Origin of the sequence: Pandoraea commovens, from assembly GCF_902459615.1 — a bacterium.
GTDB classification, from domain to species: domain Bacteria; phylum Pseudomonadota; class Gammaproteobacteria; order Burkholderiales; family Burkholderiaceae; genus Pandoraea; species Pandoraea commovens.
This window is the reverse complement of record NZ_CABPSA010000001.1, coordinates 923,534-936,932: the sequence shown is the minus strand read 5'-3', so window position 1 is coordinate 936,932 and position 13,399 is coordinate 923,534. Positions and strand designations below refer to the sequence as shown.

Below are 13,399 nucleotides of genomic sequence, written 5' to 3'. Positions count from 1 at the left end.
GTCGTCTTTGGCTACTTCGACGGTGGCAGCCGAGCCGGCCTCGAGATAACGAGCACCGCGGAATATTCTTCCGATGCCGAGGCACACATGGCGGCGACAGAATGGGTGCACGCGAATCTACCGAACGCAAGCGTGTATGGCGACGCGAAATATAAGTCACGTCAAGCATAGATCAGTCACCATGGGCGCGCCCCTTATCCCCCTGACTTAACCGACATGACCTACCTCTGACAGTTCAGTGCTTCGGCCGTGGCCGGGTGGGTGGTCATGCTATTTCCTCGATCGCTTCGCCTGCGCACCGGATGAACTCGGCCGCTTGTTCCGCGTTGATCGCGTTGCCGTAGGCGCGCAGTCGTCCCACTCGCGCGGCAGCCCCATGAGCCAGCGGGAATGTGCCGGGTTCAACTGGCCGCCACTTTCCATCCCGGCAGAAGAGCCAATCAGCATCTCGCCAGAAGCCGTTAGTCGGGCTGGGCCGCAGATCGCTGCGAAGTCCTGAAGGCGCTGCTGCACTTTCGTTCCGTCCGCCCGCGTGATCGACATGGCCGAATCCGGATTGCCCGTCCGATCGTTGTTGCAGGATGGCGTCGGCCATCCCGCCAGCCATGCCACTCGCCCGAGTAGTGCGTTCAGCGGCACGTTCTGGCACTCCGCTCCGTCCTTGTGATCGCGCGTCGTCGGGGTCGGCCAGCCCGACAATTGCGCCGTTTGGCGAAGTGACAGGCCGCCCTGCAACCCCGGCTGAACTTGTGCGCCAGTTCCGTCGTTTGCTCGCGGAGTGGGCCATCCAGTAAGTCCGGTCTCGGATGTGCGGGGCACCGACGCTCGCAGACGGAAACGCGATCGCTGCGAAGGCGTGTCCCAAGCCTTCCATGTCATCTTGTACAAGGTCGATCCAAGCATCGACGTCCTTGCTCGCAACTTGCTCTCCAAAGACCGCTGGAGGCATGCACTCGCGGATGAGGTGGAACCAGTGCGGCCAGAGGTGCCGCTCGTCAGCAAACCCAAGTCCTGCGCCTGCCGCGCTGAAAGGTTGGCACGGACAGGAACCAGTCCAAACAGGTCGATCGTCAGGCCAGCCAGCCAATCGCAGGGCGTAGGACCAGACGCCGATACCTGCGAAGAAGTGGCACTGTGTGTAGCCTCGGAGGTCATCAGGTCGAACATCGCGGATATCTCTCGTGTCGACGTCGCCAGGCGCGATGTGCCCAGCGGCGATGAGGTTGCGGAGCCAGCGTGCGGCGTACTCGTCATGCTCGTTGTAGTAGGCGCCGCTCATGCTCGGAAGGGCACCCATCCGGTTTTCGGCGAACCGTCCTTGTTCACCATCGGCGTCCCGTCTGCCTTAGTTTTCGCTCCCTGGCACATGATCTTCAGGTTGGCGAGGTCGGCGGTGTTGCAACGCTCGACGAGGGCAATGAACTCCTCGGCAAACTGCGGCGCATCAAATTCTTGCGTCACTTTCACGGGCTTCATCGACAGATACTTCTCGTCGGCCGCCGCGCGCACCCGCTCCATCCACTCCGTTTCGGAAAGCAGCCGCTTTCCTTCGTGGGTCGGGACCTTGTTCTTCGCGCGCTCGATCGCCACTTGGCGCGAGCGGCCATACACACAGAATCCACTCATGATCGTTCGTCCTTTCAGTAGTGAGCGCCGTATAGCGTGACAACGGGGCCTGCCTGGCAGTAGCCGCTTTCGGAGCCCACTTCTGCCACAGGGGTGAGAAAGAAAAACGGGTTGCCCTCGAAGTTTTCGCCTTCCGTCTGAATGACGACGACGTGATGCCGAGGGTGCTTGCTGAGCTCTTCGATAAGGTCGGCGACGGTCATGCTAGGATTCCTCGAAGAAGAATAGGGGGCATGATGACGTTGTGGATTGGAGTTCCGTGGGGGCTTTGGGTCTATTGCGCGGCCGTATTTGCACTCGGCGGTGTAATTTCTGCGCACTCAATTTTTTGCCTTTCGACATCCGATTGGGCAGCCTGGGTTCAGGCAATTGGTTCGATTGCCGCCATACTGGGGGCCTTCGCGATAGCGAACGATCAGCGAAAGCGTGAGGTCACCCTTCGAGTCGAGGCGGAAAAGGCTAATGATTTCCGGTATGACGTTGAATCGCGCTGGATGAGCTCTGATGTGTTGGATTTTCTCAATCAATTCATTGACTGCCGGGAGGGGTTGCTGCTCAGCGCGAACATTGAGGACAACGATATTGCGGACATGCTTGAAAGACTTGCTTGGTGTCGGCTGCGAGCACGCGATCGTGAACACCTTGGGGCCATAGGTGTGCTCCGACGATCGTTGATGCAAACGACTCGGCTGGTTCTGGCGCGTACGCACCCCAGCTTTAGGCCATTGAGGCAAAGTGACGTTGAGTCGCTCAACAAGCTACGCAATGAGGCTTTGAAAGCTTACGGAGTGATCATGGGCATTGATTTCTAGCCTGCGCGTGCTTGTCATCACACCCCCTTCGCCGTACTGGCGGCAATGGCGGCGCGGATAGCGTCGCGCGGGTCATCAGTGAACGAGCGGCCGATTTCGCGGGCCCGAGGATAGGGCATCTGGTGTTCTTCCACCACCCACCGAACATCGAAGTCATCGCCACCGGTAGGAACGTTGATCGCGCGAAGATCACACGTTTCATCGCGCAGCCAGTCGAGCAACTTCGCGTCATCCCCGCCATCCGCCGACAGCGTAGCGCGGGCATACTCGCGCATCTGCCCGGCGCTGAAGTAATCGCGAGACCCGTGCGGCATTTCCGGCACAGGAAGGGGCGGCAATCCGGCGTCATCCCCGCTCACCTTCGCGGGAGACGAGAGGGCCGTGACCGGCGATAGTGCTTGGTCGATGGATACGAACTCGGGGACGGGGCGTCCTTTGTGCAGGGCCTTATGTACGGCGGTCCAATCGATAGGGGGGCGCGGCTGCGGCGCATCTGCGACATAGGTATCGAGCAGTGCTTGCAGTTCGGCGATCTTGTCGGCTTGCCCGCGGATCGTCTCGCGCTCGCCGCCATTCACGGGCGCTGCGTAGAGCGAATATTCGCCGTCCGGCAGATTCAATCCCACCGATGTCGCGCCCAAAGTAATCTTGGCGTTTCCTCGGCCATTCGACACCTTCTTTAATCCGGCCACCGCCTCTTGCCCTGCGCTCTGTGCGGCTGGCGTGGGGGCGGCGGCGAGCGCGTCGTGCAGAGCGATAACGTCCCGCTTCGCATCGGTCAGCGCGTGGAAGATCGCGGCTTGCGACATATGGCACATTGCTTCTGGGTCGCATTTCTCCCATTGCTCGCGCGTGCGCTGCAACGTCACGGTCTTGAGGTCATGCATTCTGGTTCTCCAGTGCGAGGCGGCCAGCACGCTTTGCGGCGACCATGAAGCGGTAGAGGCCGAAGAGAAGGCCGGGGGACTGGCTCTGGTACCCGCGAACGGTCTCGATCATGTCTTCGTGCAAGTTGCCGTGTGCCAAGCATGCGCATGGGACATGGGCCTTCACGTACTGACGCGCATCGGTGCAATGGCGGCACGTCTTGTACATGTCGAGGCACCCGTCCCAAACGCCGACGACCTTCTCGTAGGCTTCGCCGCGCGCGATTGTCCGGCCACATTCGCCGCACCTGTGCGTCTTGCGCGCCGTGTGGACCTTCTTCGTGTAGAGGGTCGGCTGAACGTCGTAATCGCAGTAGCAGCTCACGTTTCCACCTCATTCGGATTAACGCGCGGCACGCGTGCGTTCTCGGGCCAGTAGTCGGTCCATTCGATGTCGTCGAACGCGCACGGGGTGGCTGCCCTGCGGGCGGCTACATGCGGGTCGAAGTCATCAATTGAAGGCAGGCTCCAGCCCTTGCCGTTCCACCAGCGCCAGAGGACATCGGATCGAATGGAGTTGGCATTCCACCACCCCACATGCGGAGGCGGTCCCTTATGCCAGGTGCGGGTGCTCATGATTTCGCCTTGCCCGAAGGCCTATTCAAGCGAAGAAACTCGCCAATGCAGGCGTTCCAGCCGTCGACGTATCCGGCCTCGCCTGACTCAGTCGCGGGCGGCAGCATTTCGGGGACGCGAAGCCCCGCATTCCCAATCAACGGCGGCGGTGCGGGCGGTGGGGCTGGCTTGGCGTAAGTCGGCGGAGGGTTGCGGTTGCTGCCTTCGGCAATCGTCTCCACCACAGACGGCGGCGCTGGCTGGGTATTCAGCCCTTCGGGGCGGGGGTCGTAGGGGCTCATGCGACCGCCTCGACTTCGGAGGTCGGCTCGGATTCCTTCGAGAGTGCCCAGTCAGGCGTTTTGAACGGCTTGTCGTCGTGTCGGAAAGGCATAACGACGATTACGAAGTTCTCGTCGCCGATATCCACCAGGGCCGCGCCTTGGCCGTTATGTCGGATATGCGGGTATCCGTCGCTACCGTGGACGAGCCGGGTGACTGTTCGAATGTCGGCAAGTAGTGCCGGATTGAATTGGGCCAGTTCTCCGGACAGTGTGGACGGAACGACTTTCCGCCAGTTGGGGAAGATGCCGGGGATTGCCTTCGCCGACATCGTGACGTGTCCTTGCGTGACGCCGACGGTGTCGTCGTCATCCACATGAATGGCGACCGGTTGCGCTGACCGTTTCGCGTCGACGTACCGAAACAGTTCATTCGGCACGATAGCCAGGCGCGGCTTATCGACCGGAGCATCGGCCGATCCACGAAACGCAGCAAGGCGATGGCCGTTCGTTGCCACAAGGAAAGCATCAGAGCCGACGAATTCGACCAAGATGCCGTTGAGGTAATACCGAATGTCCGATTTCGCGGCAAAGTGAGTCATCGCCTTCACGATGTTCGGTTTCACAGTAACGATTGCTTTACTCATGTGTCTCTCCGGGTAGATGCGCCTGTCAGGCGGCGCTCATTTGACCGTGATGTCTGGGACGATCACCGACGGCTTGAAGGTCACTGCGTAGTGATAGACGCTGGCCTTGGCCGGTTCGAGTTGCTCGATGAAGTAGGTGACGTTGTCGGACAGGCCGAGGAAGTGCTTTTTGTACTCGTTCGGGCCGACCTTGCAGACGATTGCCAGCTTCGTTGGCGTGCTGTCGTTGTCGCGAGAGCAAAGTCCTTCGATGGTCAGCATGTATTCGCCGGTGATGCCGTTGTAGAAGACGATCCGGCGATTGATCTCGAAGTTGTCGGCAGCTTTCGAGAGATTGTGCGAGGCGACGTTCGCATCGTTGGAACACGCGGAAAGGACGAGAGCAATCGCAACTGCGCTGAGAGCGGCGAGAAGTTTTGCCATGCTAGGATTCCTGAAAACTTCGGGGAAAAGAAATGCAACAAGCTGATCGAGAGTTCTTGAAGACCGGAAAGGCGTTATTGCTCGTTGCTTTTGGGTTAGCCCTCGGCCTCGTTGTGGCGTACATCTGGCCTTGGCCCACTGTAGTGATACAGGCAAAAAACAAGGACTGGGTTGATATCGCAACGGCATTAGGAACCGTTGGAGCTGTCGTTGTATCTCTGGGGTTGGCGACAGCAGAGTTGCGCAGGAGGGGGCAGGAAGGAGCGGACCGAGCCTCTTTAGTTGCGGCTCAGATATCTCCGACTCTTAATGACTTTGTTGTCCGGCAAACGGATTTCTGCGTAGCGATGCAGTTTCCGACGATCCCCCAGGGCGACCTGATTACGGTCTCAAGACTTGTGGACTGGGCTACGACACAACGAACCTTTGCCGTCACATCAGACCAACTCATCGCCCTCAGCCCTCTGCCCAATCGCTGCGCTTTTCGTCTGGCGCGCGGTCTCTCACTTTTCGACCTGACACTTCGGGAGATTGCGGACGAATGGGGAGCGTATCAGGGCACGCTGTATTGCTTAGGTGAAGACGAGGTGAAAAAAATACGGGGAATGATGGCTGTGCCGTTTTCATTGCTGGTAATCGCTGCGAGAGAGTGCGAGCGTGCAGCGTCCCCAGTCTCTGCGGTTCCTACACCCGAGGAACTGTATGCACGGCCAGCGCATTAGGCGCGCCAGCTTACTCAATCGGGCTGCTTGACGTACTCGCGCCATGGAACCCAGCTTGTCGTCGTGTGGAAGCCCCAGTTGCGCTGCCACGGCCCCATGATGAACAGGGACCATGAGTCCTTGCCTTCGGGGATTTCGAGCCGGTGCCGGTCCGTGGCCTTACGGAACACGATTGAACCGGGGCCGCGCCAGACGCGCCGATAACCGCGCAGCAGTGGCGTTTCCGGCTGGCTGTCCAGCCGCGCGGGCTGCTCTTGCTCCGTCGGCATGATTTCCCAATAGCCACCCAGCAGCACGATAGAGATGCTCCACCACGGGTGGTCATGCAGATCCCGACCTTCGTCGCTGCGGAGCGTGTTGTGCACGCGGGCACCCCACGAAGTATCGCGACGGCCGTCGGCGGCGGCGCTCGCATCGTGTCCCGTCGGCTTGCGGAGCCACCAGCGGCGCATATAGCCGTGAAGATCGAAATAGGGCTTGAGTTGGGCGTATCCGATGATCGTGTACGCCACCAGCTTCGGCATCCAGATTCGCATGGTCATACCTCCTTCGGCTTTGCGCCCTTGGCGCTGATGTCGGTATGAGCGGCGAGCAACTCGCGCAGCGCCATCGCGCTGACCGTCACCTGAAAGTCAGTTTCAGTTTTCGCGATGGCCGTGAGCTGCGCTTCGGGAAAAGCCGAAACGAATGCGCCGACTCGCTCGACGTACGCGCTGACGGCCTTGCGCGGGTAAGACTTCCCCTTGATCGAAGCGGCTGTGACTTTCTTCTTGCCGCCAACAGACGCCTTTTCCAATTCGCCAGAGAGAAACGCACCAGCCTGCTCGCCGTGTTGCTTTACGGCATCCGCTGCCACCGACGCAGATACTGAGCCCGAGAACACCAGTCGGTGCACGTCAGAGTTCGCGCCGGCCAGCACGAGCATTTTTCCGACCCACTGAGGGGAGACGCGATCGGCTTCCGCGATGCGCGAGTTGTCCCAGCAGAAGCGGGCAAGGCGTTGGTATCCGAATGCCTTTTCGAGAGGGTGTAACTGGCGATTCTTGTTGCTCGACAAGATCCGGACGGTTCGGTCCGCATCGTTGCCGTCGAACGCTTCGATCCGCACCATCAACTCATCGAACTTGTCCCGAAGCGGTGCGCCCGCAGCGTCAGCACGGCCGATGGCAGCATGGCGGCGGTGTCCGTCGACCAACCAGACGCCGCCCTCGGCGCGCGGCCGAACTTCGAGCGCTGGATACTGCCCGCCCGCCATGATGTGGCGGAAGAGGCTTTCGTCATCCTCCTTGGCCGCATTAAGCGCGTCGCCTTCGAGCAGATCGAGCGAGGCACGCAGATTGAAGCCGGGTTCGACGTGGATATCCTCGTAGCGGATCTTCATCGCGTCCGCGCGTCGGATTTCCTTGTCGAGAATCTTCTGTTTGAAGGACGGGACAGCGGTCATTTCTTTCCTCGTTCGCGGTCGACGGCGGTACGGATGTGTTCTCGGAATCCCTTGGAAGGGTGTCCGCCGTATGGGTAGTGGGATTCGATGTGACGCCAGCGCTCGGCATCTTCTTCGACGTCGTCGCGGCGCTGGGCATCGGTCTTGATGTAGAAGGCGAGGGCGGCGAGCATGACGTTGGAGTGCGCTGCGAGTGCGTCGAGCAACAGCTGTCGCGCTTCGATTTCCTCGTGATGCCGCGACGAGCCGGGGAGGGCTGCCCGTACAGATCGGGCTCGCCGCTTGTTCACGAGCGGACGCAGCGCCTCCCAAGCCCGTTTTGCTGCCGCCCTGTTCGGGGCACTGCTCATACGTTGAAAGCGAGTTTTGCGACGATCGCGCCGACGAGGGCGGACAGATGGCATGCCCAAGCCACACGCTTATGGTCGATCGTCCACTTGTTGTAGCGGAGGAAGGCTGCGTTCACGGGGGCGACGATGAGGCGCTGAAACATGCGGCGCCTCAGTGGGTAGCGTCGCGATACCCGAGTCGGTATGCGAGGTCATCGGATTGGCAGGGCGTACCGTGGACGGCGTCATGCCATCCGGCGTGATACCGGCGAATCTCTGCTGCAAACATGGGAATTCCTCCAGAGAGGTGGGAAAGCCCCGGCAGAACACCGGGGCTACGGCTCTAACCATGTCCGTCATGGGCCTGTGAGCGGTCAGGCTCGCTCTACCGCGATCGTCTTTGGGCGCCGTCATCTGGCGTAAAGAGGGCGGGCACTCCTCCAGCCATCGGGCAACTGAGATCCCGTGCCGCGTTTCGTCCGGCTTTCACGTCGGTGAGTGCTGGGCAGTCACAGAAACCGAATGTGGGCGCGTTCAGCGCAGCTAGCCGTAGTCCATAGGCACCGCCGGGTTAGTCGTTGATCGAATGCGCCGCCACGTCGAGCGGGAAGGGCGCGGGTAAGCCGCCGCTCGCGCCCAGAGGAGCGGCAGTAGGATTAAGAGGACTGGCATAGCAAACCTGATTTACGACATTGCTGTCGCGTTTCGATAGAATCGGCGGCGATGACCAAAATAAGAGGGAGGGCGATATGCCGACTTGGGACTATTCTTGGAAAGTCACGGATGTCATGATCGGGTGTGCGACGCTGCTCGGCCCCGTCCTAGCCGTGCAGGCTCAGAGAGTTGTTGACCGGCTGCGGTCTGCTCGGGACGAACAGGTGCGAATCTTCCACGCGCTGATGGCGACAAGAGCTACGCCGGTGGCACCCAAACACGTCGAGGCGCTAAACTCCATTCCGATCGTTTTTCACCCGAACAACCTCTTTCTCGGCTGGGCTAGACCGGGACGCGGCGAGCTGCTGAAGACCATCGCTGAAGCATGGCGCACACTCCTTAATCACTACGATCAGGATCTGTCCCAACTTACAGATGGGCAGTCCGCACTTTGGTTACAGAACCGGGATACCTACGAAGTGCAGTTGCTGTCGAAAATTGGGGGCTACCTTGGGTATGCATTCCCCGATCTCGACATCAAAACGCAGGTTTACTTTCCTGTCAGCCACGGAAACGCAATCTTGGACGAGGACGCAATTCGCACGGGCATGGCGCGCGTCTTTCGGGGTGAGGCGCGCTTCCCAATCAACGTTGAATTGTCGCAGCCAGCGAACGGACAGCACAGGACTGAGCCTACGGCACCTCCCGCTGGCGGCGCTAACCCTTAAGAGAGCAGACCCGAGATCCTGATCAGATCGGGGGAAGTGAGATACGGGCTTTATGACGACGCCGCGCCGCCGTCGGATCTGCTCACTTGAAGGTGCTGCCAGCCAAGCGGGGCTATCATTTTCGATAGGATCAAGGTTTCCGCAGGGTCCGCTGATGTAGGATTCGATGGGTCTAAATCCATCATCTGAAAGACGGCGGGGCACCATGTACAGCGACGACGAAATCGAGATTGCACAGAAAAACGCACAGATCGAAGATCAGAACCTGCGGGCGAGCTTCGCGGCAGGAGATCTCGCTTTCTCACAGAGCCACAACGCGACGCTCGAAGAAGAGATCGAAGATTTGAAGCGCGAAGTCGACAGGCTGAACACGTTGTTGGGTAGCCCGTTGCATGTCATTGCCGATAAGCACCAAAAATTCCGCGCGTCGTACATGCAACAGCAGGAAACAATGGCGAATTGGATGGTCAGCCAGCAGGCGTTCAAGAACCTGGCCTATCAGCTTGCCGACGAGTTGGGCTTGAGCGACGAGGACGTATCGGCCAAGCTCTCTAACAATCGGGCCCGTGACATTGAGCAAGCCGCGCAAAAGTATCCGGAAGTTGCCCGCGTTAAAGACCGTCTTAAGTAACTTTCTCTGCGGCCGACTCGCGTGTGTCACCGAAGGATCAATTCCAGCGGGATCTATATTTAATCGACCGATTGAAGTGGTCCCGCCAAAACTTAACCCGTCGCCGTCCTGATGTATGGACGAAAATCAGAGACATAACGACGGGGGAATGATCATGATGGTGACGGTCAGAACGATAGTGGGTGCGCTTGTCCCCATGAGCGTTGCAGTAGGCGCGGCTGGCTTTCTGATTCCGCCCCCAAAGGTGCGAGCTGACAAAGATCACGACGTGCGCACCACACTGATCGCGGGCGCGGCGGTCCTCTCAGCTCTCTCACTTCTCATTCTGCTCGGCACGCATCTTCGCTGAACTGGCGGCCGTCACGCCTGCATCATCGGGGGCGTTCCCTCGCCGGGGAGGTGTTAGGTTCGCGGGGCGCGGGAACTGCGCTGTTTGATGCCGAGCGTAGCGTTCACATCGGCCACGAGCGTGAGCGGAACAACCGAATAGCTCTTGGTCGGCGTCTGAGGCAGAAACCGTTCGCACTCGGGCCACGCATCGAGTAAGCGCGCAACGGTTGATGCTGCGTTGACGATCGATTTCAGCTTGCCTTCGAGCGCCTCCTTGTCTCGCCGAATTGCCTGGTGTTCGTCGGCGATTGCTTGGGAGCGCTCGTACAAAGGGTGGCTCGGCGTGATCTTCGCAATCTGCGTGAGGTGAGGTTGCGGTCGCGCCACGGACATCGGAATCTGCGAGAGCTTCAGTCCGTCATTTGATCGACGGCTGAATCCGGGGCAATCGATCCCGATCCACTTGGCGGTCTGCATCCATCCAGGGGGAAGCTTTCGAGCGATCTTCTCCACCGCTCCGTGCTCCTCGGCGTACACGGCATCGCCAAAAGCGACGGTGTTGGAGTTGTGAGCCTCCTCGCGCTTGTCGAAAGCCGCTTTCATCGCGCTGCGAACGATCGCCATCCGCATTTCGTTGGTCAGTCGCATTTGCTCTCCTCGTGTATATGGCGCGGCTCTCGGAAGAAAGCCGCCTCAGATACAGCATTTGGACGCAGCGTCCCGGGCTACTCCCGACTGAGTCGGCTCCCGGCGGCGCTGCATCTCTTCAATCCAATCGACGTTCTATAGCCACGTGAGCAGCCAGGCGGCGCTTGGATAGCCTCCGGTCTTTGTCTCAGGGGTAGAGGGTTCCGCCCTGCGCCTAGCCGCGCCCGCGAGGTGCGGACGCAATCGGCGTGTTCTATCGGTAACTGAGTTTTTAAGGAGCGCCCCAACCAGCGGGCGGGCAGCGATGTGTGCTGCGTTGGAGTCGATAATCACATATGTGATTTATTGGTGTCAACACATTTGTGATTTTTGTGGTTGTGTCGAACCGAATCTACTTCGCCTCAGCTTTCGAACGGCGCGAGTAATCGAGTCTCGGTGATCGGCTGCCGCACGATCGACGGTGTATGGCGAGTGATGGAGAAATTAGGTTGAAATTTTCACGGGGACGAGGCTAAACTACTGTTTAAATATACAGTAGTCTTAACAAAAACTCTAAGAGGGCCTAGCTGTGACGGAAAGTGGGTCGTCCCAACTGCGCTGCAAGCCAGGGGACTTGGCGCGGATCAATAAGGCGTGGAACGAACTATTGGAGGGGCGGTTGGTGTTCATCCGCCGCGCCCACTCGTCGACGGAATGGCTCGTCTACCTGTTGGACGGCCCCGCATTCTCCGTAAGCGAGGACCGGTGCCACATGGTGGTAGCTCGCGCGATGATCGCTGACGACTGGGCGCTCGAGCCTATCGGAGGAGCCCGCGATGTGGTTTCGGACGACGTTACGGGTTCAGACGACCAACCGGCTCGTCGTCGCCCGGGAGCATCCGAAGCATCAGATTGAAAGTGTGTGCGGGTTCGCCTGCTTGGTCGGCACGAAGAATCGCTTCGACAAGCTCGCGCGCGGCCTCGCTCGCGCCGCTTAAAGCAGCGTCCAAGTTGCCTGTACTCTTCCCATTTGGGGTCTGCGGCCCTTTGCCTTCAGCAAGCCACAGAGCATTTACCCCGAGGACCTCCGCAATCTGAGGCAAGCGCCTCGCGGTGCCCCGCGTCCCCGATTCTAGATTCCCGATTGTCGATTGAGTGACGCCGGCCTTTGCTCCAAGTTGTTCTTGGGAAAGGCCGACTTTCGTTCGTGCCCATCGGAGGCGTTCGGCTAGGGTGTACATATCACAATCGTAATGGAGTGCGCCATTTCATTTGTGTTGACTTGAATAAACACAAACGTGATAATTGTCCGCATGGACATCAAAAGCGCGGTATCTGAACTCCTCGACACTGGGCTGACGCAAGCGCAACTTGCGGCAGAAGTTCCTTGTTCCCAGTCGCAAATCTCTTCGCTTCTGTCTGGCACCCGAGGCGCCCGCGTGTCCTACGCGATCGCGAGCAGGATCGCTGAACTTCATTCCGCACGAGTGTCACGCCGCGCCGCCGGCGGCGCTACTGGAGATTCTCAATGAGCATGCCGCAACGTACCGACGTACCTCCCTTCATCAATGTTCAGTTTGAAGCGATCGCCTTCGTTAACGGACTGGTGGTGATCGAGTCATCGCTCGACGTTCACAGTTTCTGGGTCGAACTTGGTCCGTCTGTTGGTTGGGGGAGATTCGACAGGATGGAACCGGGTACTACGACGACTGGTGAAGTGCCGTTTGTATTGCGTGTAGTGCGTCCGGGGCACGAGTCAACGCCAAGTCCAATAGTTTCATCGTTAGGTGTTTTGTGGCGTCGGCAGGCAGCTTGCGAAGCGCAGAAACGAATTGCTGCTTTTCAGCGGGCGACTTAGCTGACGCGAGGATTTTTTCCTCGATGAGTGACTTGATTGTGTCTTCGTGCAGTTTGATTGTTACGACGCCGAGGACGGCCGATAAACCCCCGTCGTCTGCAAGAAAGTCCATACCGTCCTTCGTGATTCTAGTCGTGCCGTAGCTGACCGAGTTGTCCATTGCAATCGACATGCATTCGGTTATGAGTCCGTGCTCACAAAGGTAGAAGAGGTTCGCATCTCGGATCTCGTCTGACGGAGCCGAGACTTTGTTGGCCCAACCACGGGCTGGATAGATGGCCGCTAATTGCTGTAGGACATTCTTTTGGTACTCACGATCGAGGTTCATAGACGTATGAATGAGCAAATGAAGCGACTGTATGCGCGGTTCGTGTTGTGGGTTATCCGCCCTGCGCTTGAAGGGCAACAAACGGAGGCTTCGGAGGCAACTAACCGACGCTTGGACGAGCAGTTACCTCGTGTGACGCAGGCGATTGTCGAGAGCCTCAAGAAGCGGCTTTGACCCTCAAGAGTTCCTCAAACGCCTGTCGCAGGTCGTCGAATGCTCGATCCGCGAAGCGGAGATTCTCGGTGCCGACTGATTTCTCTCGGAAATTTTTTTCCACAGCATTCAGCCGTTTGAGGACCGATTCCAGATCCGGACTTACAGAGGCAAGCGCCACTACTGCCGCCGTCAATCCAGCGATGTCGGCACGGATTTCTTCTAGTTCGGTCATGAGTACCCCGATGGATGTTGAGTTGTACGAAGTGAAGAGCGCACAGCTTAGCACCGTCGGGGGACTCGCCAGATTTGAGTAGTGAAGGCA

General features: G+C 59.1%; 21 protein-coding genes and 2 pseudogenes. 5 read left to right on the top strand and 18 right to left on the bottom strand.

Features of this window, described 5'->3' with window-relative positions:
- Positions 1–265: 265 nt before the first annotated feature.
- The 4 genes and pseudogenes from PCO31010_RS26895 to PCO31010_RS04110 all read right to left on the bottom strand — a co-directional run bounded on the left by PCO31010_RS26895 (position 266) and on the right by PCO31010_RS04110 (position 1,829).
- Positions 266–595, bottom strand: a complete 330-nt coding sequence (locus PCO31010_RS26895) for a hypothetical protein (protein WP_246184484.1) — start codon at positions 593–595, stop codon at positions 266–268.
- A 222-nt stretch (positions 596–817) separates the two neighbouring features.
- A pseudogene (locus tag PCO31010_RS26890) lies at positions 818–1,279 on the bottom strand (DNA cytosine methyltransferase); the annotation flags it as partial.
- Positions 1,276–1,626 (bottom strand): hypothetical protein, encoded by a 351-nt coding sequence (locus tag PCO31010_RS04115; protein WP_150663094.1) that lies wholly within the window; start codon positions 1,624–1,626, stop codon positions 1,276–1,278. The pseudogene PCO31010_RS26890 and the gene PCO31010_RS04115, both read right to left, overlap by 4 nt.
- 14 nt (positions 1,627–1,640) lie before the next feature.
- Entirely contained in the window at positions 1,641–1,829 is a 189-nt protein-coding gene (locus PCO31010_RS04110; protein ID WP_150663093.1) for a hypothetical protein, read from the bottom strand.
- Positions 1,830–1,859: 30 nt separating this feature from the next.
- On the opposite strand from PCO31010_RS04110, the gene PCO31010_RS04105 reads away from it, so the two are divergent.
- Complete coding sequence (locus PCO31010_RS04105; protein WP_150663092.1) at positions 1,860–2,438, top strand: hypothetical protein; 579 nt, start codon at positions 1,860–1,862, stop codon at positions 2,436–2,438.
- Between the two features lie 17 nt (positions 2,439–2,455).
- Here PCO31010_RS04105 and PCO31010_RS04100 read toward each other — a convergent pair whose 3' ends face one another.
- The 6 genes from PCO31010_RS04100 to PCO31010_RS04075 are packed head-to-tail and all read right to left on the bottom strand — an operon-like array spanning position 2,456 to position 5,270.
- Positions 2,456–3,325: a hypothetical protein gene (locus PCO31010_RS04100; RefSeq protein ID WP_150663091.1), complete on the bottom strand. Its 870-nt coding sequence runs from the start codon at positions 3,323–3,325 to the stop codon at positions 2,456–2,458.
- Positions 3,318–3,689: a hypothetical protein gene (locus PCO31010_RS04095; protein WP_150663090.1), complete on the bottom strand. Its 372-nt coding sequence runs from the start codon at positions 3,687–3,689 to the stop codon at positions 3,318–3,320. Before PCO31010_RS04095 ends, PCO31010_RS04100 begins: the two co-directional genes overlap by 8 nt.
- Positions 3,686–3,940, bottom strand: a complete 255-nt coding sequence (locus PCO31010_RS04090; RefSeq protein WP_150663089.1) for a hypothetical protein — start codon at positions 3,938–3,940, stop codon at positions 3,686–3,688. Before PCO31010_RS04090 ends, PCO31010_RS04095 begins: the two co-directional genes overlap by 4 nt.
- A complete protein-coding gene (locus PCO31010_RS04085) occupies positions 3,937–4,221 on the bottom strand; it encodes a hypothetical protein (RefSeq protein WP_150663088.1) in 285 nt (94 codons plus the stop codon). The genes PCO31010_RS04090 and PCO31010_RS04085 overlap by 4 nt, the downstream gene beginning before the upstream one ends.
- A complete protein-coding gene (locus PCO31010_RS04080) occupies positions 4,218–4,847 on the bottom strand; it encodes a DNA polymerase III subunit beta family protein (protein ID WP_150663087.1) in 630 nt (209 codons plus the stop codon). Before PCO31010_RS04080 ends, PCO31010_RS04085 begins: the two co-directional genes overlap by 4 nt.
- 36 nt (positions 4,848–4,883) lie before the next feature.
- Positions 4,884–5,270, bottom strand: a complete 387-nt coding sequence (locus PCO31010_RS04075) for a beta-sandwich lipoprotein (RefSeq protein WP_150663086.1) — start codon at positions 5,268–5,270, stop codon at positions 4,884–4,886.
- Positions 5,271–5,302: 32 nt separating this feature from the next.
- Between PCO31010_RS04075 and PCO31010_RS04070 the strand changes: the two genes are divergently transcribed.
- Positions 5,303–5,992, top strand: coding sequence for a hypothetical protein (locus PCO31010_RS04070; RefSeq protein ID WP_150663085.1), 690 nt, complete (start codon positions 5,303–5,305; stop codon positions 5,990–5,992).
- Positions 5,993–6,006: 14 nt separating this feature from the next.
- Here the strand turns inward: PCO31010_RS04070 and PCO31010_RS04065 are convergent, their stop codons facing one another.
- From PCO31010_RS04065 to PCO31010_RS26580, 4 genes are read right to left on the bottom strand one after another with little or no spacing between them, the layout of a single operon-like run.
- Positions 6,007–6,528, bottom strand: coding sequence for a hypothetical protein (locus PCO31010_RS04065; RefSeq protein ID WP_150663084.1), 522 nt, complete (start codon positions 6,526–6,528; stop codon positions 6,007–6,009).
- A gap of 2 nt (positions 6,529–6,530) precedes the next feature.
- Positions 6,531–7,373 (bottom strand): ParB/RepB/Spo0J family partition protein, encoded by an 843-nt coding sequence (locus PCO31010_RS04060; RefSeq protein WP_150663083.1) that lies wholly within the window; start codon positions 7,371–7,373, stop codon positions 6,531–6,533.
- A 59-nt stretch (positions 7,374–7,432) separates the two neighbouring features.
- Entirely contained in the window at positions 7,433–7,786 is a 354-nt protein-coding gene (locus PCO31010_RS04055) for a hypothetical protein (protein WP_174984306.1), read from the bottom strand.
- A complete protein-coding gene (locus PCO31010_RS26580; RefSeq protein ID WP_174984303.1) occupies positions 7,783–7,929 on the bottom strand; it encodes a hypothetical protein in 147 nt (48 codons plus the stop codon). The genes PCO31010_RS04055 and PCO31010_RS26580 overlap by 4 nt, the downstream gene beginning before the upstream one ends.
- 585 nt (positions 7,930–8,514) lie before the next feature.
- Here PCO31010_RS26580 and PCO31010_RS04050 point away from each other — a divergent pair.
- Together PCO31010_RS04050 and PCO31010_RS04045 are read left to right on the top strand one after the other, a co-directional pair.
- Complete coding sequence (locus PCO31010_RS04050; RefSeq protein ID WP_150663081.1) at positions 8,515–9,147, top strand: DUF6680 family protein; 633 nt, start codon at positions 8,515–8,517, stop codon at positions 9,145–9,147.
- A 205-nt stretch (positions 9,148–9,352) separates the two neighbouring features.
- Positions 9,353–9,778, top strand: coding sequence for a hypothetical protein (locus PCO31010_RS04045; RefSeq protein ID WP_150663080.1), 426 nt, complete (start codon positions 9,353–9,355; stop codon positions 9,776–9,778).
- A 402-nt stretch (positions 9,779–10,180) separates the two neighbouring features.
- On the opposite strand, the gene PCO31010_RS04040 is transcribed toward PCO31010_RS04045, so the two are convergent.
- Complete coding sequence (locus PCO31010_RS04040; RefSeq protein WP_150663079.1) at positions 10,181–10,756, bottom strand: Nmad5 family putative nucleotide modification protein; 576 nt, start codon at positions 10,754–10,756, stop codon at positions 10,181–10,183.
- A gap of 815 nt (positions 10,757–11,571) precedes the next feature.
- On the opposite strand from PCO31010_RS04040, the gene PCO31010_RS26885 reads away from it, so the two are divergent.
- Positions 11,572–11,733, top strand: coding sequence for a hypothetical protein (locus PCO31010_RS26885; RefSeq protein ID WP_246184483.1), 162 nt, complete (start codon positions 11,572–11,574; stop codon positions 11,731–11,733).
- A 57-nt stretch (positions 11,734–11,790) separates the two neighbouring features.
- Here PCO31010_RS26885 and PCO31010_RS26880 read toward each other — a convergent pair.
- The 3 genes and pseudogenes from PCO31010_RS26880 to PCO31010_RS04025 all read right to left on the bottom strand — a co-directional run.
- A pseudogene (locus tag PCO31010_RS26880) lies at positions 11,791–11,976 on the bottom strand (helix-turn-helix domain-containing protein); the annotation flags it as partial.
- Between the two features lie 459 nt (positions 11,977–12,435).
- Positions 12,436–12,921, bottom strand: a complete 486-nt coding sequence (locus PCO31010_RS04030; protein WP_150663077.1) for a hypothetical protein — start codon at positions 12,919–12,921, stop codon at positions 12,436–12,438.
- 157 nt (positions 12,922–13,078) lie between these two features.
- The gene (locus PCO31010_RS04025; RefSeq protein ID WP_150663076.1) at positions 13,079–13,309 is read right to left on the bottom strand and encodes a hypothetical protein; all 231 of its coding nucleotides are present in this window, start codon (positions 13,307–13,309) and stop codon (positions 13,079–13,081) included.
- Positions 13,310–13,399 lie beyond the last annotated feature (90 nt).

What these genes read in the sequence shown, in the direction of transcription:
- PCO31010_RS04085 (WP_150663088.1), bottom strand. Translation starts at nt 4,221, where the DNA reads ATGAGCCCCTACGACCCCCGCCCCGAAGGGCTGAATACCCAGCCAGCG.
- PCO31010_RS04050 (WP_150663081.1), top strand. Translation starts at nt 8,515, where the DNA reads ATGCCGACTTGGGACTATTCTTGGAAAGTCACGGATGTCATGATCGGG.
- PCO31010_RS04100 (WP_150663091.1), bottom strand. Translation starts at nt 3,325, where the DNA reads ATGCATGACCTCAAGACCGTGACGTTGCAGCGCACGCGCGAGCAATGG.
- PCO31010_RS04110 (WP_150663093.1), bottom strand. Translation starts at nt 1,829, where the DNA reads ATGACCGTCGCCGACCTTATCGAAGAGCTCAGCAAGCACCCTCGGCAT.
- PCO31010_RS04055 (WP_174984306.1), bottom strand. Translation starts at nt 7,786, where the DNA reads ATGAGCAGTGCCCCGAACAGGGCGGCAGCAAAACGGGCTTGGGAGGCG.
- PCO31010_RS04090 (WP_150663089.1), bottom strand. Translation starts at nt 3,940, where the DNA reads ATGAGCACCCGCACCTGGCATAAGGGACCGCCTCCGCATGTGGGGTGG.
- PCO31010_RS04045 (WP_150663080.1), top strand. Translation starts at nt 9,353, where the DNA reads ATGTACAGCGACGACGAAATCGAGATTGCACAGAAAAACGCACAGATC.
- PCO31010_RS26885 (WP_246184483.1), top strand. Translation starts at nt 11,572, where the DNA reads ATGTGGTTTCGGACGACGTTACGGGTTCAGACGACCAACCGGCTCGTC.
- PCO31010_RS04075 (WP_150663086.1), bottom strand. Translation starts at nt 5,270, where the DNA reads ATGGCAAAACTTCTCGCCGCTCTCAGCGCAGTTGCGATTGCTCTCGTC.
- PCO31010_RS04030 (WP_150663077.1), bottom strand. Translation starts at nt 12,921, where the DNA reads ATGAACCTCGATCGTGAGTACCAAAAGAATGTCCTACAGCAATTAGCG.
- PCO31010_RS04105 (WP_150663092.1), top strand. Translation starts at nt 1,860, where the DNA reads ATGATGACGTTGTGGATTGGAGTTCCGTGGGGGCTTTGGGTCTATTGC.
- PCO31010_RS04115 (WP_150663094.1), bottom strand. Translation starts at nt 1,626, where the DNA reads ATGAGTGGATTCTGTGTGTATGGCCGCTCGCGCCAAGTGGCGATCGAG.
- PCO31010_RS26580 (WP_174984303.1), bottom strand. Translation starts at nt 7,929, where the DNA reads ATGTTTCAGCGCCTCATCGTCGCCCCCGTGAACGCAGCCTTCCTCCGC.
- PCO31010_RS04060 (WP_150663083.1), bottom strand. Translation starts at nt 7,373, where the DNA reads ATGAAGATCCGCTACGAGGATATCCACGTCGAACCCGGCTTCAATCTG.
- PCO31010_RS04080 (WP_150663087.1), bottom strand. Translation starts at nt 4,847, where the DNA reads ATGAGTAAAGCAATCGTTACTGTGAAACCGAACATCGTGAAGGCGATG.
- PCO31010_RS26895 (WP_246184484.1), bottom strand. Translation starts at nt 595, where the DNA reads ATGGCCGACGCCATCCTGCAACAACGATCGGACGGGCAATCCGGATTC.
- PCO31010_RS04040 (WP_150663079.1), bottom strand. Translation starts at nt 10,756, where the DNA reads ATGCGACTGACCAACGAAATGCGGATGGCGATCGTTCGCAGCGCGATG.
- PCO31010_RS04025 (WP_150663076.1), bottom strand. Translation starts at nt 13,309, where the DNA reads ATGACCGAACTAGAAGAAATCCGTGCCGACATCGCTGGATTGACGGCG.
- PCO31010_RS04065 (WP_150663084.1), bottom strand. Translation starts at nt 6,528, where the DNA reads ATGCGAATCTGGATGCCGAAGCTGGTGGCGTACACGATCATCGGATAC.
- PCO31010_RS04070 (WP_150663085.1), top strand. Translation starts at nt 5,303, where the DNA reads ATGCAACAAGCTGATCGAGAGTTCTTGAAGACCGGAAAGGCGTTATTG.